This is a genomic window from Candidatus Vallotiella sp. (ex Adelges kitamiensis) (assembly GCF_020342435.1).
GTDB lineage: Bacteria > Pseudomonadota > Gammaproteobacteria > Burkholderiales > Burkholderiaceae > Mycetohabitans.
On sequence record NZ_CP080504.1, the window covers coordinates 676,040 to 695,269 of the forward strand.

14 protein-coding genes and 1 tRNA gene are annotated in these 19,230 nt (G+C 45.0%); 4 read left to right on the forward strand and 11 right to left on the reverse strand.

Translation table 11 applies throughout. The annotated features are described in order from the left end of the window. Nucleotides 1–131 precede the first annotated feature (131 nt). The 6 genes from K0T93_RS02595 to gloB all read right to left on the reverse strand — a co-directional run bounded on the left by K0T93_RS02595 (nt 132) and on the right by gloB (nt 8,824). Complete coding sequence (locus tag K0T93_RS02595; RefSeq protein ID WP_225721161.1) at nt 132–605, reverse strand: DUF4149 domain-containing protein; 474 nt, start codon at nt 603–605, stop codon at nt 132–134. A gap of 32 nt (nt 606–637) precedes the next feature. Beyond that, nucleotides 638–1,114 (reverse strand): transcription elongation factor GreA, encoded by a 477-nt coding sequence (gene greA / locus K0T93_RS02600; RefSeq protein ID WP_225721162.1) that lies wholly within the window; start codon nt 1,112–1,114, stop codon nt 638–640. Nucleotides 1,115–1,265: 151 nt separating this feature from the next. Next, nucleotides 1,266–4,520, reverse strand: coding sequence for a carbamoyl-phosphate synthase large subunit (carB, locus tag K0T93_RS02605; protein WP_225721781.1), 3,255 nt, complete (start codon nt 4,518–4,520; stop codon nt 1,266–1,268). Between the two features lie 61 nt (nt 4,521–4,581). Then, nucleotides 4,582–5,739 (reverse strand): glutamine-hydrolyzing carbamoyl-phosphate synthase small subunit, encoded by a 1,158-nt coding sequence (gene carA, locus K0T93_RS02610; RefSeq protein ID WP_225721163.1) that lies wholly within the window; start codon nt 5,737–5,739, stop codon nt 4,582–4,584. Between the two features lie 433 nt (nt 5,740–6,172). After that, nucleotides 6,173–7,834, reverse strand: coding sequence for a transglycosylase SLT domain-containing protein (locus K0T93_RS02615; RefSeq protein ID WP_225721164.1), 1,662 nt, complete (start codon nt 7,832–7,834; stop codon nt 6,173–6,175). Between the two features lie 186 nt (nt 7,835–8,020). Further along, on the reverse strand, nt 8,021–8,824 hold the full coding sequence (gene gloB / locus K0T93_RS02620) for a hydroxyacylglutathione hydrolase (RefSeq protein WP_225721782.1): 804 nt from the start codon (nt 8,822–8,824) through the stop codon (nt 8,021–8,023). 61 nt (nt 8,825–8,885) lie between these two features. Between gloB and K0T93_RS02625 the strand changes: the two genes are divergently transcribed. The 4 genes from K0T93_RS02625 (at nt 8,886) to K0T93_RS02640 (ending at nt 11,126) form a co-directional block, all read left to right on the forward strand. After that, the gene (locus K0T93_RS02625; RefSeq protein ID WP_225721165.1) at nt 8,886–9,698 is read left to right on the forward strand and encodes a class I SAM-dependent methyltransferase; all 813 of its coding nucleotides are present in this window, start codon (nt 8,886–8,888) and stop codon (nt 9,696–9,698) included. 48 nt (nt 9,699–9,746) lie between these two features. Then, nucleotides 9,747–10,232 carry a ribonuclease HI gene (gene rnhA, locus K0T93_RS02630; protein WP_225721166.1) on the forward strand — a complete coding sequence of 162 codons (486 nt, stop codon included), beginning with the start codon at nt 9,747–9,749 and terminating at the stop codon, nt 10,230–10,232. Between the two features lie 11 nt (nt 10,233–10,243). Further along, entirely contained in the window at nt 10,244–10,936 is a 693-nt protein-coding gene (dnaQ, locus tag K0T93_RS02635) for a DNA polymerase III subunit epsilon (protein ID WP_225721167.1), read from the forward strand. A 115-nt stretch (nt 10,937–11,051) separates the two neighbouring features. Beyond that, nucleotides 11,052–11,126 (forward strand) — tRNA-Val (locus K0T93_RS02640). 1,190 nt (nt 11,127–12,316) lie between these two features. Here the strand turns inward: K0T93_RS02640 and K0T93_RS02645 are convergent. The 5 genes from K0T93_RS02645 to K0T93_RS02665 form a co-directional block, all read right to left on the reverse strand. Further along, nucleotides 12,317–13,174 (reverse strand): glycosyltransferase, encoded by an 858-nt coding sequence (locus K0T93_RS02645; RefSeq protein ID WP_225721168.1) that lies wholly within the window; start codon nt 13,172–13,174, stop codon nt 12,317–12,319. Continuing rightward, nucleotides 13,171–14,322 (reverse strand): UDP-galactopyranose mutase, encoded by a 1,152-nt coding sequence (gene glf / locus K0T93_RS02650; RefSeq protein WP_225721169.1) that lies wholly within the window; start codon nt 14,320–14,322, stop codon nt 13,171–13,173. Before glf ends, K0T93_RS02645 begins: the two co-directional genes overlap by 4 nt. A 165-nt stretch (nt 14,323–14,487) precedes the next feature. Further along, nucleotides 14,488–16,344, reverse strand: coding sequence for a DUF4422 domain-containing protein (locus K0T93_RS02655; RefSeq protein ID WP_225721170.1), 1,857 nt, complete (start codon nt 16,342–16,344; stop codon nt 14,488–14,490). 66 nt (nt 16,345–16,410) lie between these two features. Beyond that, complete coding sequence (locus K0T93_RS02660; RefSeq protein ID WP_225721171.1) at nt 16,411–17,139, reverse strand: ABC transporter ATP-binding protein; 729 nt, start codon at nt 17,137–17,139, stop codon at nt 16,411–16,413. A 15-nt stretch (nt 17,140–17,154) separates the two neighbouring features. Continuing rightward, nucleotides 17,155–17,946: an ABC transporter permease gene (locus K0T93_RS02665; RefSeq protein WP_225721172.1), complete on the reverse strand. Its 792-nt coding sequence runs from the start codon at nt 17,944–17,946 to the stop codon at nt 17,155–17,157. Nucleotides 17,947–19,230: the final 1,284 nt, after the last annotated feature.

Consider the following 19,230-nt stretch of genomic DNA (forward strand, 5'->3'; position numbering starts at 1 on the left):
AACAGCAGTACCACTCTTTAAGTAGCAAGCGCAATCTATTCGCTAATAAAGTCTGCTGTTCTAGACGCAATTATTTATACCCCACAATGGCGTTCTGGCGATCTAATTAGGCTAACTAGTTATTTAGATATTTAGAACATTGAGCGCGTGGCAACCGGTAAACGCCATACTAGTACAAGCCCAAGCAGGCTTTGTATTAAGTAGATCGCGTTGGATGCAAGCTGCAATGCGCCTAGGCGCATTGCATAGTCAGAATGTGCGGTGTCAGTCCTGCTTTGCCCTAAAAAAACTTGAAATCCATTTATAAATGGTTGTAATACGAAATAGCTTACAAGCACACATATCAGCATCATGAAGATTACCCGGCGCGCGGACTGGTACGCACGATCACCACGCTTAACAAGCGTGTGGGCGAACCCAAGCAGTACGGTACCGGTCACCATGCTAACAAGTGCCTGCGTATGGAATAGAAGAGCAGCGACTGCACCCGCACTCACGAGATCAAGGGATGAAAATAATGTCGGCGTAGTCAAGTAACCTACATTGATAAGACCGCCGACCCATAACATCGCGAAGAGACGGAACAGGCGCTGTACAATTATCATGCGAATGCCACGATTAATAGAAAGCTGACATTTTACTCGTAACGCACCGCGATGATCTCGTACTCACGCACGCCACTAGGTGCTTGTACTGCCGCTACATCGCCCTTAAACTTACCAATTAGTGCGCGGGCAATCGGTGAACTAACTGAAATCAAGCCATGTTCGAGATTTGCCTCGTCATCCCCGACGATTTGATAGGTAACGTTATCCCTCGAATCAAGATCTTCGAGATCGATAATAGCACCGAATACAACTCGCCCATCCTTATCCACTGCTTTAGGATCGATGATCTGAGCAGCCGATAACTTTGATTCGAGCTCAGCAATGCGGCCCTCGATGAATGCTTGTTTCTCCTTCGCAGCATCGTACTCAGCATTTTCTGATAAATCACCCTGTGCACGAGCCTCCGCAATAGCGCGGATTATCGTTGGACGTTCGACTGACTTCAATCGTTGTAATTCATCACGCAGTTGGTCAGCACCGCGCTGTGTTAGTGGAATAGTGCTCATAAACAGCTCAGAATAAAAAATTACCGAGATTAACTGTATCTCATTTAGGATACCGCTCAACCGCAATTTATTGGATACTTTGGGTACCATCAACGGGCATAAACTTATGCCTACTTTATTTGTTCAAGCTCATTGCTTGCTAGATTAGCGCCTAGTTTAGGCGAGCGTGAAGCCCTTGTAAATCATAGACCTCAAGGTTTGTTAAATAGCGCAAGCCTTCAACTGCAGCGCGAGCGCCTGACATCGTCGTGTAGTAAGTAACTTTATTTGCCTGTGCACTCATACGAATTGAGCGAGAATCAGCAATAGCAGCCCGGGTTTCATCGACAGTCGTGAATACAAGCGAAATTTCTCCATTCTTAATCATGTCGACGATATGCGGCCGACCGTCCTTGACTTTATTGACAACTTTAACTGGTACGCCTACGGCAGCAATAGCTGCAGCTGTTCCTTTCGTTGCAACTAATGGATAACCAAGCTCATGCAGCATTCGAGCTACCTCAACGGCTTTAGGCTTATCTGACTCCATCACAGTTAGTAATACAGTACCTGAGGCAGGAAGCCTCGAGCCTGCCGCTAATTGAGACTTAAATAATGCCTCACCAAACGTACGTCCGACGCCCATCACTTCACCAGTGGAACGCATTTCTGGCCCTAGTACTGGATCAACAGCTGGAAATTTAACAAATGGAAGTACTGCTTCTTTCACACTAAAGTAGGGTAGCCTTACCTCCCGCGTCACCCGCTGCATAGCTAGTGTTTGTCCGACCATCGCACGTGCGGCAATCTTAGCTAGTTGTAGCCCGGTTGCTTTCGATACATATGGAACTGTACGAGACGCCCGTGGATTTACTTCTAATACATAGATAACATCGCCTAACGTACCATTAGCCTGTGGTACCTTCTGGATCGCGAACTGTACATTCATTAATCCGATCACATTCAGTGCACGGGCCATCGCTGCGGTTTGCAACTTAACTTTGCTTACAGTCGCATCTGACAGAGAATAGGATGGAAGCGAACAGGCGGAATCACCAGAGTGAACACCAGCCTGCTCAATGTGCTCCATAACACCGCCGATAAATACTGCACTGCCATCGCAAATACAATCTACATCACATTCGATGGCATTATTCAGGAAGCGATCAAGTAATACCGGTGAATCATTTGATACTTTAACCGCTTCACGCATATAGCGTTCTAAGTCACGCGGCTCATGTACAATCTCCATTGCACGACCGCCCAGAACGTAGGAAGGACGCACAACAAGCGGATAACCAATCTCGCTAGCCAGCTCTAACGCTTCATCCTCAGTGCGCGCGGTTCGGTTTGGTGGCTGAAGCAGATTGAGTGATTGCAATAGCTTCTGAAAACGTTCACGATCCTCAGCCGCATCTATCATATCAGGCGACGTACCTATAATCGGTACACCATTAGCCTCTAAATCTAACGCGAGCTTTAAAGGTGTCTGGCCGCCATATTGAACGATCACACCAATCGGTTTTTCTTTATCGACGATCTCAAGCACATCTTCCAAGGTCAGCGGCTCAAAATAGAGACGATCTGATGTGTCATAGTCTGTTGATACAGTTTCCGGATTGCAATTAACCATAATCGTTTCGTAGCCATCCTCGCGCATCGCTAGAGCAGCATGCACGCAGCAATAGTCAAATTCTATGCCCTGACCGATTCGATTTGGGCCACCCCCTAATACCATAATCTTTTTATTTTTTGTTGGCTGTGCCTCACACTCTTGCTCATATGTCGAGTACATGTATGCAGTTTTTGTTGAAAACTCTGCTGCACAGGTATCTACACGTTTATATACCGGGCGCACATTCAACTGAATCCGCCGCGCACGTACTTCGTCTGGTTTTGAGCCTATGATCTTAGCTAGCCGCGGGTCTGAGAAACCGCTTTGCTTTAAGCATAAAAGCTCGGCTCGAGATAGGCTAGCTAGCGAGCGAACGCTGAGTTTTTTTTCCTTCAGGACAATCTGCTCAATCTGAGCGAGAAACCAGGTATCAATCCCTGTTTCCTCAAAGATCTCATCTCGTGACATACCTATACGAAATGCGTCCCCGACATACCATATACGGTCTGGACCTGGTGCGCCAATTTGCTCAATAATCTCGTCGCGGTCCGTGGACTTTTCGTCTAGCCCATCCACACCTACCTCTAGTCCTCTCAGCGCTTTCTGAAACGATTCTTGGAACGTGCGTCCGATTGCCATTACCTCCCCAACAGATTTCATTTGAGTGGTTAGGTGAGAGTCAGCCTCACGAAATTTTTCAAAAGCAAAGCGCGGAACTTTAGTCACTACATAGTCAATTGTCGGTTCGAATGATGCTGGTGTCTGTCCACCGGTGATCTCATTTTTCAACTCATCTAGCGTATATCCGATCGCTAGTTTGGCCGCGACTCTCGCGATTGGAAAGCCTGTTGCTTTCGATGCGAGCGCAGAAGATCGTGATACGCGCGGATTCATTTCAATCACAATCATACGACCATTACGTGGATTAATCGCAAATTGCACGTTAGATCCACCGGTATCAACGCCAATTTTACGCAGCACAGCGATAGACGCGTCTCGCATCAACTGGTACTCTTTATCGCTGAGCGTCTGTGCGGGCGCGACGGTAATTGAATCACCAGTATGAATACCCATTGGATCAAGATTCTCAATTGAGCAGACAATAATGCAGTTATCGTGCCGGTCACGCACGACTTCCATCTCGAACTCTTTCCAACCTAGCAGCGATTCCTCTATTAGCAATTCGCGGGTAGGCGATAGATCTAAGCCACGCTTACAAATCTCTTCGAACTCAACGCGGTTGTATGCAATGCCCCCTCCCGAACCACCTAGTGTAAACGACGGTCGGATCACTACTGGATAGTCTCCGCTTCCAGTCACTTGAGAAATTTCCGCGCGGACCTTTAGCGCTTCTTCCCACGAGTGGGCAATACCTGAATGAGCTGAGTTTAATCCGATCGAGTGCATCGCCTGTTTAAACTTCTGCCGATCCTCGGCCTGATCAATTGCTGTATATGATGCACCGATTAACTCAATGTTATATTTATCTAGCACACCGTATCGATGCAGGTCTAAAGCACAATTCAACGCAGTCTGCCCCCCCATTGTCGGTAAAACTGCATCGGGGCGTTCTTTAGCAAGGATCGCCTCGACAACCTCCCGGGTGATTGGTTCGATATATGTGACATCAGCCATATCCGGATCGGTCATAATTGTCGCCGGATTACTGTTAACTAAGATGACTTTACAGCCTTCCTCGCGTAGCGCTTTACACGCCTGCACGCCAGAATAGTCAAACTCGCACGCCTGGCCAATAATAATTGGACCCGCGCCGATGATAAGAATACTGTTAATATTTATCCGCTTGGGCATAACGCTACTCATTAGTAGTGCGCGTGTATTGCGCTGATATTCGATAGTACGATGCACATGACTAGGCGCTTGTGGAGTAGCTACGATCAGCTTTATTCAGCTCGATTAGGTTAACGAAGTGGTTAAACAGGTAGTTGATATCATGCGGACCTGGCGACGACTCTGGATGCCCCTGGAAGCCGAACGCGGGCTTATTTTTCAGCGCAAACCCTTGTAGGGTGCCGTCGAATAGTGAAATGTGCGTGACTTTTACGTTGTCCGGCAGCGTTGACGCATCGACTGTGAAGCCATGGTTCTGCGAGGTGATTACGACTTTTCCATTATCTAAATCCTTAACAGGGTGATTAGCGCCATGGTGTCCAGTCTTCATCTTCAACGTCTTCGCCCCGACAGCCAGCGCCATAATTTGGTGGCCCAGACAGATGCCGAATATAGGTATACCGCGCTGTATCAATTCTTTCGTCGCAGTAATCGCATAATCACACGCCTGCGGATCGCCAGGTCCATTTGATAAAAATACACCATCCGGATTAAGCGCTAGCGCGTCAGCAGCGCTTGATTGTGCAGGTAGAACAGTGACATAACATCCTCGCTCTGAAAGCATACGTAGAATATTACGCTTGATACCATAATCGAACGCAACCACCCGATGCCGTGGTGTTTGTTGCAGTCGGTAACCCATACCAAGACGCCATTCTCCTTCGGTCCATTCATATCGAGTGCGTGTTGATACGACTTTTGCTAGATCTATGCCGGATAAACCTCTAAACGAGCGTGCGCATTTAACTGCCTGTTGTTCATCGGTCCCAACGAGGATGCAGCCGTTTTGTGTACCATGCTCGCGCAAGATACGAGTTAATTGACGTGTATCTAAACCAGCTATCGCTACTATGCCTTCATCTGACAGATAGTCAGACAACGTACGTTGGGAACGGAAATTCGACGCCAGCACTGGCAGGTCACGAATCACCAGGCCAGCTGCATGAATGCGATATGACTCAATGTCTTCATCATTTGCGCCAACATTGCCAATATGCGGATATGTCATCGAGATGATTTGACGAGCGTAGCTTGGATCAGTAAGAATTTCTTGGTAACCGGTGATTGCAGTATTAAATACTACTTCACCGATTGTGTTGCCGGGGGCACCGATCGAGTAGCCGCGTAAAATAGTGCCATCGGCAAGCGCGAGCAGAGCAGGAGAAAAAGACGGCAACACAGAGAAGTTCCTTCCAAAGATACCCTGCTGCCGACCTGTCGTCTTTTCCGAGTGGCATTATTTGCTTTCGGGCCGTTTGACTCACGGACGATGTACGCGACGACCCCACTTCAGACAATAGCTCAAATAGAATCTGGGTCGCGGCGGACGGGCGGTTTTGGAAGGCAAGCGCTGGGGTGTTAGTTAATGAATCTAAACTTAGAGATTATATCTCGAAATCTCGCTCATTTCAAATTCATCTTTTTAAGGCAAAAAGTGTCAAGTACTTCTAGTGTTAGCAATTTACGGTTTTAATCTTCATAAGGTGTAAATAAGCAACGAAACAGAAGCTCTTTAAGAACTTATGATTATTCCCAGCGCGTTTTTATCCTGCTTGCTAGCATACTTTAATTTTTAAAATAGAACTGCTAGTCCTATTAAAACTATCGACTTTTCACTTACTAACTCGGGCAGCCTTACTAACTCGGGCAGCCTTACTAACTCGGGCAGCCTTACTAACTCGGGCAGCCTTACTAACTCGGGCAGCCTTACTAACTCGGGCAGCCTTGTCGTAGATGGGTTCGGCAGTGCGTACGTTTCTCGCATTGCAGTGAGAAACAACGTGCTTATTCTGCGTGTGCACCGCAATCCTACCTAGGGAGTTTGGACGCAGTGCTAGCACTTTTTTATCAGTTGCATGCCGGGCTGGGATATGTAATATCAGTCGTTGACCTGCCCTTACCGTGTCTTGACGAGTATGGTTCCATGCCTTGACTTGTGAGATCGTCACACCGTAGCGCAGCGCTATCGCTGCGATTGACTGCCTACGCTGCACACGAATGAACATTTTCCGGGTATCCGGTACGTCTGGCTCTATCGTGAGCACCGCATTTTCCGCGACATCAGCACTGATATCTTTATAGTTTCTCTTATCCTTAGGTACTAATAGTGTAGAGCCGGGCTTAAGCCGCATACCGACCGGAATCTTGTTAACAGTTATAAGTATGCCCGAGTCGACGCCAATTTTCTTAGCTAGTACTGCCGGTGTCGCACGCTCAGTTACCTTATATGTCGTCCAGGATGAAAGGTTTCCGTTGTAGTCTTTCAGGTTGCGCTCAAATAGCTTCGCATTTTCAAAAGGAAGCAAGATCTGCGGTTGCGATGCCCGGAGAATTACTGGTTTCTTAAAGCCTGGGTTTAGAGAGTAGAATTCCTCTTGAGAAAGAGCGGCAAGCTTAGATGCCACTTTAATATCAAGATCGCGCGCAGTGGTCACCATGACGAAGTATGGGTGATTCGGAATATCTGGCAGAGTTAATCTATATTTCTGCGAGTTTATCACAATGTTTTTCACCGCCTGCAGCTTTGGCACATAGTTGCGTGTCTCGGACGGCATAATCAAACTTTGATAGTCGGTTTTTAGTCCGCGCGCCAGATTACGCGCAATCGCGCGTTTCACGCTACCTTCGCCCCAGTTGTATGCAGCCAGTGCTAGATACCAGTTGCCGAACATGTCGTGTAGCTTTGTTAGATAATCAAGCGCAGCACTAGTAGAAGCGACTACGTTGCGTCGTTCATCCTGAAACAGGTTTTGTTTCAGTTTAAAGGTTCGACCTGTGCCTGGCACAAACTGCCACATGCCGGCGGCTTTCGCAACCGATAGTGCATGCGGGTTAAACGCCGACTCGACGAATGGCAACAATGCTAATTCCATCGGCATATGCCGCTGCTCAAGCTCCTCAACGATGTGATATAAGTACTTTTTTGAGCGTTCTGTCATGCGCTCAACGTACTCGGGGTGTTGTGCATACCAATTCGTCTGCGTATCGACCAAATCACTCTTTAAATTTGGGATCTGGAAACCAGCGCGAATTCGGCTCCACAAATCATCAGATCCCTGTAAGGTTTGCACACTGCTATGATCAATATTAATAGTATGCTTAGAAGAAGATAGTTCAGCATGCTTCTTGATAGGAGAGTTAACTTCGAGGAGTTGCGGATTCTGCGGGCTATAGAGCGTGGAGGAAGCTGATTGAAAGGTTTTCACCATATTTCTGCTGTTGCTCGAGCAGGCGGCAAGCAGGAATATCAACAGCGCGTTGAGTACCAATCGCATTAAACATCTCGAATTCTAAGGGAAGGGCAGAAAATCGATCTAATAATATGCAGAACGTCTATGTTGCGTCAACCTCAAGAGGTCTGTTTCAGGTTTATATAAAGTCTATTATTAAAGTAATGAGTCTAGAAATATGACATTACCCTGTAATAGGTAATAAAGCTCAAACATGCTAGACAATAAACGTTATCGGAAGACGTTTTTCCATTCACGTAATGCAGTGAAAGCCTCGAGACGATCGATTATGTGCACACGCCTCTTATCAGCCAATCTCTTCCAGATCGAGGGTAAATGGACACGCAGAAACGAATTAACACACTTCTCATGACCTATTGTAGTTGGCAAAGTTGCTACCCTAGCAGCATGTAACCTATAAGCTTGATCCCGCCAGGCGAGCAAATCTTTATTATCCGGCTCTACCTCAAGCGCAAATGCAATATTAGATAGCGTATACTCGTGCGCGCAATGTACTTCGGTAGCATCTGGAAGAGCTGTCAGCACGTCCAGCGACGCTAGCATCTGCTGCGGAGTACCCTCAAACAACCTCCCACAGCCACTAGAAAATAGCGTGTCGCCACACAGTAGATGCGGAACTGGGTCTAAGCTAGCAGCTGAGAAATAGGCAATATGCCCACGTGTATGGCCAGGCACATCAATCACAGATAATACTAGACCAAGTTGCTTGATCCGAACTTCATCTCCGCCTGTAAGCGGGTTCGTAATTTCTTGGATAGCCTCGCTATGAGGCCCATATACTAGTACTACGTTATCTGCACTACATATCTGAATCAACATAGCTACTCCACCAACATGGTCTGCATGATGATGAGTGAGTAAAATAGCGATCAGCTGTAGACTATGTCGCCAAAGGAAATGGATAATTGCTGCGGCATCGCCCGGATCAACGACTACAGCATAACATCCGTTCGTGATGACCCAGATGTAATTATCTATGAGTGCTGGAACTGGAATGTATTTTAATCTATGGATAGTGGCACTCATCAATCTAACTTCCCAATAGTGCGTTTATGGCGCAGGACCCGTAGAAATAATGTTAAACAGATCTATTGTAGACTGGCCAACATGGGCCGAATCAGCACCGGGGCAATATATGCTCTCTTGGGAACAAAGACAACTTGACCGCTTGGTTTCAAATATGTTTGGCTATTACGCGCTGCAATTAGGTTTGCCGAAGCTTGATGCATTGCGAGAAAATCGCATGCCATATCGTGGCCTAGTTTTAGATACAGCCAGCGCTGCAAGCGCGCCATGTCGATTACCATGCCAAAACAGTAGTGGCGACGCCAATATTAGAGTTCGCGATGCGTCACCGAAACGCGAAACGTTTTGGTGCGATTTTCTAGATTTACCATTTGAATCTCGGAGCATAGATCTATTAATTTTGCCCCACACGCTTGAGTTCACAAATGATCCGCATCGTCTTCTGCGCGAAGCCGAACGGGTTCTAGTGCCAGAAGGTCGACTCGTAATCGTCGGGTTCAATTCGATAAGCCTGTGGGGCATACGACAGTGGATTAGCCGCCTTAGTGGTCATACGTTCATGCCATCAGTAAACGATCTGATCGCTTTCACAAGAATACAGGACTGGATCAAGTTGCTTTGTTTCGAATTGGACCAGGGCTGCTTCGGCTGCTACCGTCCAGCACTAGATACTGAAAAATGGCTTTCTCGGTATGCGTTTATAGAAGCGGCAGGCGATCGCTGGTGGCCAATTTTCGGAGCTATATACATAATTACCGCAATTAAGCGAGTACAAAGTATGCGGCTGATTGGTCTATCAAAATTTAAAAAACAGATGCTCACAACAACACTAAAGCCAGTTGAAGCACCCAATGCTCTCTAACAATGCTAGCATAGACTATTCGCTAAATGTTATTTAGTTCATAAATACATGGAATGTAATAGTCTCATTGAGATTTATACAGATGGTGCATGCAAAGGCAACCCAGGCCGTGGCGGCTGGGGGGCGCTACTACGACTTGGCACGCAAGAAAAAGAATTGTTTGGGGGGGAGCCCTCAACGACTAACAACAGAATGGAGCTAATGGCGGTCATCTCAGCATTAGAGGTACTAAAGCGACCATGTAAAGCAGTTGTTCATACCGACTCGCAGTACGTCCAAAAAGGCATCAGCGCATGGATTCACAGGTGGAAAAAGAAGAACTGGATGACTGCCGCAAAAACTCCTGTTAAGAACGCAGATTTATGGCGCCGTCTTGATACTTTAAGCTTACTACACGAGATTAAATGGAACTGGGTCCGTGGCCATGCCGGCCATCTAGAAAACGAACGGGCCGACGCATTAGCTAACCGAGGTGTTGTATTGCTTGAGCAAGAAGCGGCTATATTGCGCCACATGCCGAACTCTTGTAGATAGATAATCTCATTATGCGTCTTCTTGTTCTCGATACAGAAACTACTGGTCTGAACGCTAAAAGCGGGGACCGGATTATTGAAATCGGCTGCGTCGAAATAGTGAACCGGCAACTAACCGGTAACAATCTGCACCTTTACATTAATCCGGAACGTGATAGTAACCCCGGCGCATTAGCCGTACACGGATTAACTACTGAATTCTTGAGCGACAAGCCAAGGTTTTCTGAAATTTCTGATGTACTGCGCGATTTCGTGAAGAACGCCAGTATTGTTATACATAATGCACCATTTGATATCAGCTTCCTCGATTTGGAATTTGCGATGCTAGAGTTACCCCCGTTCCGAGAGCATTGTAGCAATGTAGTCGATACACTGATGCAAGCTAAAGCGATGTTCCCTGGTAAGCGGAATTCACTGGACGCGCTATGCGAGCGCTTTGGTATCAACCATGCCTATCGCACGCAGCATGGTGCACTACTTGATGCAGAATTGCTAGCCGCCGTCTACCTAGCAATGACTCGTGGACAAGAAAATCTAATCATCGATGTACTAGCCGACAGGGAAGACCCAGAATCTGTAGCCCTAAAGAATCTGCCGCTCTCTCGGTTTGATCTACCTGTTATTAGTGCGAGCCATGACGAGCTTACTGCCCATGCAGATATACTCGACGAAATTAGAAAAACACTCAAAGAGTCGTGTGTGTAGCAAAAGCTTACACACAGCTTATAAATAAAATACTCTTCTTGTCGATAAAGAGATCTGGTCTGCTGAAGAACGCTTTACGAATCCTGTAAACCTTATTAGAATCTTGAACCCTTATGGGTAGTTAGCTCAGCGGTAGAGCGCTGCCTTCACACGGCAGAGGTCACTGGTTCGATGCCAGTACTACTCACCAATTCTCTGTAATCTAGATATATAAACTAACTAATCCATTTAACCCTGAGTAACAGTAAGAGCAGCAGTAAGCCGCTATAACGGCGTAAGTAAGTATTATCAAAAGATAAATATTCCTCACCCTTTGAGGCGCAATTGCGCTTTTACAGATCGTGATTGTGCATCCTAGTATCAGCTATCTTAGTAAAAGTTAGGCAGTAAATCTGTGCTCTTCCATTTTATGGAAGAGGCATAAACGCGTTTGTGCTACTTAATTAGCCGTATAGTGTTTATATACTCTTGAATGGATTCTAAGATCGGGCCGCTGACATCTTAATTATGTTTATACAACTCGATCGTGTCAGCTATTTGACCCTGTAATACAGGAATAGAGGAAATTTTCGCATGCCAATCAAGTTAAAATTTGGATGTCATGATTGAGTGTAAAGGTGAGAGATCCTATCCTGCACCTCAATGAAAGAGGTATCCTAAAAATTAGGACTGGCACATATTAAATAGCTGCTTTTTTACTTGAAAGCAACTCTTTTTAAGCGAAACAGTAATTGTGTGTAATTCATAGTTAATCTTAGAATTTTCAGCTTTTTCTAGAATTTTCTTGTATAGAATTTCTCTATTCAGCATTCTTACGTTCTTGTTGTGCACCGCCTAGGTGGCACAGTCTATCAAATCTGCTGTAAGGTATTCCTAAATGTTATTGTTCCTGATTATTAAATCGTTTGGCGTCGATACAAACAACTTTAAGCTGGAGGCAAGTAATTTTAATCGCAATCTTGTTTGGGAGTCAACCCCTTTAAATTTACTTGGAGTTGGCATTTTAGCTTTAAAATCTCGCGAAAACTGCTGATTTTTCTACTGCAGAATAAATCAAACTTAGAATACGCTTAGTAATTTTATTACTGTCAGTCTACAATAGAAGTTTGCTTCCGCATAAGACTCCCCTTTCTCCGGAGAGTAATAGATGTGTCATTTTATAAAAAACCGGCCGCACTGCGGCTGGGGTCACTTGCTTTTACTTTCTATACTCCCTCTACGCCTCACCCTGGAGCTAATATAGGTATTTCTCTAACCCGCAAGAATTTTTGATCTCGTAATAATTCATTGCGTTTTATAATATGCGAATCAGCATTTACCCACTAGCATTACTCACTATATAAAGCTTATCCGATCAATTTAGAAAGTGGCTGAAAGGTATTAGATTATTACACTTCGACTGTCGCGCAGCGCTTTAAACCAAGTGTATAAAGAGCTTAGGCGAAAATCCTTAGCTGCAATAAAGCCGTGAAGTACGATTGGTAACCACAAGTGCCATCCAGGCGCTGTGCCGTAATAGCGAAAAACGGCAAGCTGATTTCGTAAATTGTAATAGTGCTTAGTTGTGTAGGGACCATTACGTAAGCGTCCCTTTGGACTACGCAGATGATTGATTACTGCAGAGGGCACGAGCCAGATAAACCAACCTGCACGACCTAGACGTAGCGAATATTCAGTATCGTCATAAGCGAGAAAAAACGATGCATTTGGTAATCCAATCTCACGTACTGCTTGCGCACTCAGAAAAAATCCCACAAAAGAAGCTATATCTATCTGTATGCTAATCCTAGAATAATATTTGTATGGGATCACGGGCTCCCGTAGAGTTCTTGGATTAAACATGCGCCTATGCATGAGTGCGACACGGTTAGATTCGATGACGCTGGAGCATAATGCTCCTACACGCTCTTCTGAGGCGCTGAGTAACGCACTCATAAAACACTCCACGAGATCAGGTTTGGCAATAGCGTCGTCATCAAGTAAAAGAATCCAATCGGCGCCATGCATCATAGCTCGCTCGATACCAGCGGCAAAACCACCAGCGCCACCAATGTTTTCTTCGAACCGTAAGGTATCGATATTTTTAAAACTTTGTAATACATGCGCAGTTTCTGACGAACTTGCATTATCAACTACGACAATGAATTGCAGAGCACAAGTTTGAGTAAAAAGCGCTTGCAATACGGCCTCGAGTAGCTTAGCTCGATTATGTGTGACAACAACTGCTGCAATATTCACCTTAGAGGATCCACGAAGAAATTTGGAATATCCCCCCCCCTCGCCGCCGCCGAAAGAAATATATTTGCCGCTTCAAGAGCTTCTCGGATCGTTACATGCATATCTAAATAGCGATAGGTGCCTAAACGGCCCACAAAGCTTATATTTCGCTCCTGCATTGCCAAATCAACGTAATGTTTCAGTAACGTTTTTTCCTTTGCGAGACGAATCGGATAATACGGAAGGTCTTTTGTGCCGCAGAACCGACTATATTCTTTGAATATCAGCGTTCGATCGTGTGACTCCCACGGCATAAAATGCTTGTGTTCTGAGATGCGCGTCCAGGGCACCTGGATATCGCTATAATTAATCACTGCATTACCCTGATAGTCGCCGTCGTAGCGTGATGCCTCAAAGTCGAGCGTTCGGTAACCTAGACGGCCATCTTTGTAGTTAAACCACCCGTCTATAGAGCCACTATAGAACACGTGCGCATAATCTCCCGCTTGCTTTCGATCAAAGTGTTCATTCAGGTATACTTTGATTGAAGGATAATCAAGCATTTTTTCTACAAAATATGTATAGCCGTTCCTTGGAATTCCTTGATAAAAGCTATTGTAGTAGTTGTCATCGTAGTTGAAACGCACCGGTAAACGATTTAGGATATTTGCCTGAAGCTCTGTTGGATGTATACCCCATTGCTTAATAGTATAACCAAGAAAAAAAGCTTCATAGAGATCACGACCAACAAACTTAAGTGCTTGCTCTTCTAAGTTCTGTGGCCTATCAATGGATTTATCACCAATTTTTTCGAGAAAAGATTTTGCTTCTGATGGCGAAAATGTCTGATCAAAAAAATTATTAATTGTGAGCAAATTAATTGGGAGGGTATAAACATGACCCTTTGCGATTGCTTTGACTCGATTTACAAATGGCACGAACTCGTCGAACTGATTTACAAACTTCCAAACGTGCTCGTTATTCGTATGAAAAATATGCGGGCCGTAAACATGAGTCATCACGCCCGTTTCCATATCTCGTTTCGAGTAACAATTTCCAGCAAGATGGGATCGGCTATCAAATATATCGATACTATAACCCTCATGTGCAAGCTTATATGCGAGAACCGCGCCAGTCAAACCTGCTCCCACGGTTCCTATTTTTTTCACTTCCCCTCGCCCCTATACAACAATTCAAAAAAACATGCTGCAGGCTTAGCTTGCGGCGCACGGTGTGTTGGGTCGGCAATCGACCCAATCTTTTTGATATACGCAGAAGGCCTTATACATGCCTAAAATTGCTCAGCATACTACGACTATACCAATCTTTCCTGCTTACATCATCTGATCCCGCACCCAAAACAGGCGCCGCTGCAAAGAATTTGGCATGCGCCGCCAGATTTTACGAGCCCACTTATAAAAGTGGCTTCGATTCATACCGGCGTCTAAAGTAGGTGCACAGATCTGGCGGTGCTCGATTACGGCCTCATACCAGAATGTGCGGCGCAAATAATACCAGTAGAAATACGCGAGTGGCACAGCCGGATTATTCCATGGCTTTGCCTCAAAACCGGCGTAGTGAACTATCTGAGGCGATTCAAATGCTTCACGTACTTTCTCCGCTAGATTCGGGCCTAATCCAGATATCACGTCCATTGATGCGTTGACGACATTCCAGCTTAAATCTAAAAATTTAACATGTCCAAGTAAGCACTTATTAAGTACGTCTTGATCGAGAAACCAGTAGCGTTTTTTTATAAGTTCGTTATAGGCGTATTCGCGGAAGTTCATTGCACGCAGCGCTTCAAGATCCATAACAATAAGACCAGCCTGGAAATATTCTTCGCCCCGATTGCCCATGTTAAGCCAGTTTCGCAGATAGTCTCCCGCGCGTTCCCCGCCGGCTTCCATGAGTGCTGGCACGCCTGTTGCCACAAAACTTCGCATGATAACGTCGGGTACTGCTCCGACAGCATATCCAGATAAATTGGTATCGTAGATCACAGATAAATCGCCAAGCACGACTGTATCCGCATCGATATAAACAACCCGATTATACTGAGAAAGTAACTCCCCGAGACTTAATCGATAAAGAGTGGCAGCAGAAAAATGCGCATGTAGCTGAATGTCAGCAAACATATCTGAGCATGCCAAGAAGGTAAGACGTCCGCCTTCATTCAATTGAACTTGCCGTTTAAGCAGCGCCTGATTAGTATTAGAAATACCGCCATCAAGCACAACTAGATCCAGCTCTCGCTTCGGATCTAAGTTAGCCCGCAGAGAAGTCATAAAAGTCGCTAGGTGCGGTACAAAGTTATCATCCGACGCCGTCACCACGCTAACTGAATTAGCGGCCGGTTGGGTGGGTGGGCGATATTCGATATGCTGCTCCCGTATAAACACGCGCTCGAGTTCGATATAAGCCACTGAATCAGCGAGATGTTTTCTTGCAAAAACATTAAAGAGACGCTCAGACATGTAGCCAAAGACGCGTTGGGCAGCTAATGAATAGTTAGTCAAATCAAGACGGCGCTCAACCTCGAATAGAATCGAAAACACCCATTGACAGTATTCATTAAATAGATCGCGACACAGAACGAAAATATTTGTGAAATAGCCTGTATGTCCATCCATGACCGCATCAAAATGTCCTATATCTGTCGGATATAAATCAACAATGACAGCGCGTAACACATTAAGATCTGCTCCGTAATGATGCACAGCATTTGCATAATGTGTACGTAATGTTCGCCTCCTCGAATTGCGTACAGACCATTTTCGAGGAAGCACAGCAAGCAATCCAGGCTTCGACAGAAGGAGCTTTTCGACATGCGCAGCTGTAAGGCCAAGGTTTTCTATTGTTTTTTTATCCAAATCAGAATAGTTCGCATACCCACGTGCGTCGATTCTATGTCTTGCACCACTAAAATCTAGGAAACGCCGATAATGCATTAAGCCGATCCACTGTGCATCTCGATCATTTTTCCAGGCCCAATACAATACTGTTAATTCACAGAAGGTATGGTTTTTATATGAAATATTATCACCAGTATCATCGCGCCTACAATCTGGATTAATAGACGAGCGACTTGCACCTACCTGCATCGGCAAAAAGCATCGATCCGACACCGATACCAGGCCAGGTTTATGATGGCAAACGTAGATATGCACCAGGTTATTCGTCGTAGACATGACGGGAGGGTCCGCTAAGTAATACCAAGAAGATTAGTATGAGATATTAAGAGACCATGCGTTATGCTAAATATTTTGGTCGACTGGCACTTCTGTTAACATACCTCTCTCGAGCACGATCTTGCGATTACAGATTTTTTGTACAAGTGGAGCTGAATGCGAGGCCATCACAAGAATAGATGATTGCTCAACAAGCAAATTCAGGCGGTCGGACGCCTTCTTGTTGAACGACTCATCACCTACGGAGAGCCATTCGTCTATTAGAAGAATATCAGGGCACACTGCGGTCGAAACCGAGAAAGCAAGACGTAAAACCATTCCACTAGAATATGTCCTGGTAGGCATTTCAAGATAGTTTCCCAGTTCGCTGAACACTGCAATCTCATCGATTTTCTCTTCGATCTCCCTTGGATGTAGCCCCATTACAATCCCGCGCAGAAAAATATTTTCATATCCAGTCGCCTCAGGATCCATACCGAGCGATATATCGAGCAGAGAGCTAATCTTACCTTGAACATTAAGTGTTCCCGATGCGGATGCATAAACCCCGGATAAAACCCGCAGCAACGTAGTTTTGCCTGCACCATTATGGCCCACTAAGGCAACCCTATCACCAGCTCTAAATTCGAAGCTCGCGTCGCTCACAGCACGTACAATTACGTACTTACCCGCATCGCGGGCGACACGGCCACCAGTAGTCGCGCGTAACACAACTTTTTTTAAAGAGCGGTGTGATACATTAAAAATTGGAAATTCTATCGTGATATGTTCGGCGAAAATATGTACGGAATTCATTCAACAATCCTGTTGTCAAAGCCAGTACGCGATGCGATGCCGGTAATGAGACAGCAACGACGAAGCCATTACAAAAAAAAATACGACTGCTCCCAACATCCAGGACCAGGACTGGAGAGTGGGCAGACGACCAAGAAGCGGATCGCGCACCACATTAATAAGGTGTGTCGCTGGGTTCAAATTCACAAGCCATAAGAACTGGTCGCCAAGCGTTTTCGGTTGCCACAGGATAGGTGTGACATAAAATCCAATCATTATGAGATTTTGGACAACCGGCTGCAGATCGCGAAAACGCGTGCACGGGATAGCGATGCATAGTGAAGCAAAATAAATCGCCATAGTAGAAAGCAGTAAACCTGGAATTGCCACTAGCGCCGTCCACGACCACCCTGGCCCGATAAATGAGATTACAATCGCGACAACAAGGAAATTATGCGCGAAGATAATCAAATTGCGTGTAACGAGCCGCAAGATATAGGATGGAATCGGTAAGCGCGTCTGCTTCATTATCCCTGTAAACTGTATAAAGCCTACACACGATTCATTAATTTGCATTGAGTAAAATGACCAGATTACTTGTCCTACTGCGTAGAAAGGCAAGTATTCTTGAATCTTCATATTGAAGATCATCGACCAGACTACACCGAGCGTTGCAATCAAGATACTGGTACTAAGCGTCATCCAGAACGGGCCGAGCACCGAACGGCGATAGCGCTGCTTAATGTCGTACCATGCGAGCAAGCCCCACAGATGAGGGGCTTTTACGGTATCCCAGAGCTCGTTCCTACAAAAATTTATTTGTCTCATAAATTGAGGTATGGTTAGTTCTGTTCTTTTTATTCGACGATAATGAATAAAATTCTTCCGAAGACTGGCATTATCACTTCACGATCACGAAGTGTCTGCAAGGATAAACGTTCTGCTCTTTCATAGCTCCCCTTAGTTAAACAAGCTCCCCTTACCGGAGGCGTTAATAGACTATTTCCTTGTGTATCCGTGCCCCTCTAAATGAGGAATATTTTGGTGAAACAATATACGAAACGTCTAAATTTCAGTAGTAACTTTTAAAGCAAGGATCCAAAGGAAGCATAGACCGAATTTGCACACCGCGTGTAGCATATTATTCACGTCCGGTAATGCGATGTTTTCTATACGTTTCATAGCAATTAAGATGTTAATTGAACATTTTCTAAACAACACGCGGCATGAGACTATTCGGTAGCTGATTAGCCCCTCTCAGGAGACCTCTACAACATAGGTACTACTAATTATCGCCTAAACTGTGAGTACATAGAGTTACACATGCTAATAGCTGACCGCAGCCTTACGAATACAACACTTTTAGCGAGTATATCCCTGCCTAAGCGCATATCGAGACTTATTACCCAATAGAATAAACTATTGAGTAATATAATAGTAAGGCTACGACCCTAGCTATAACTCACGTTGTTATATATAAAACTCCGGTAAGTTCTTTCAAGGCTTCCTATGACTGAAATATCCAATCATATAGACTAACAATTGCATCTCATCATTATCAATGATCCACACATTTCAAAAATACGATTAGTCTGGAGCTTATTCTGGAATTTATCTAGTGCATAAATACGTGCTTTCTTACTCAGTAAAGAATACAGCTGATAAATAGCAACAGAAGAAAGAATCCGGGGATTTTTTACTGTGTATGATTACCTCATTAAGCTAGGACCAGAGAGATAGCACAATATTCTGCAGTAAGCACTTTTTCAAAAATTATAGGACCGCTAAAGTAGCAATAACTCTCTGAGTTAGACATGCTTAAAGCTTTTACGCAATATATATTTATACTATCGCGCTAAATAAGCCGTCTTTAAAAGACGATGGAAAATTATAGCGGAGACTACATATCTAAAACGGGAAATATACCTATCCAAGATATGTATTACATAGACAGCGTATTATAAGGCTTGCCCGTTTGCCCGATGACTTTCTAATTTAGCCGATGCTAGTTAAATATTAAGCACACATCGCATTAAGTGATAGTATAGGTAATCGTGACACACTATTAGTGTTAAATACTTGTAAGTTTTTAACTGCATAAATTTCAGACGC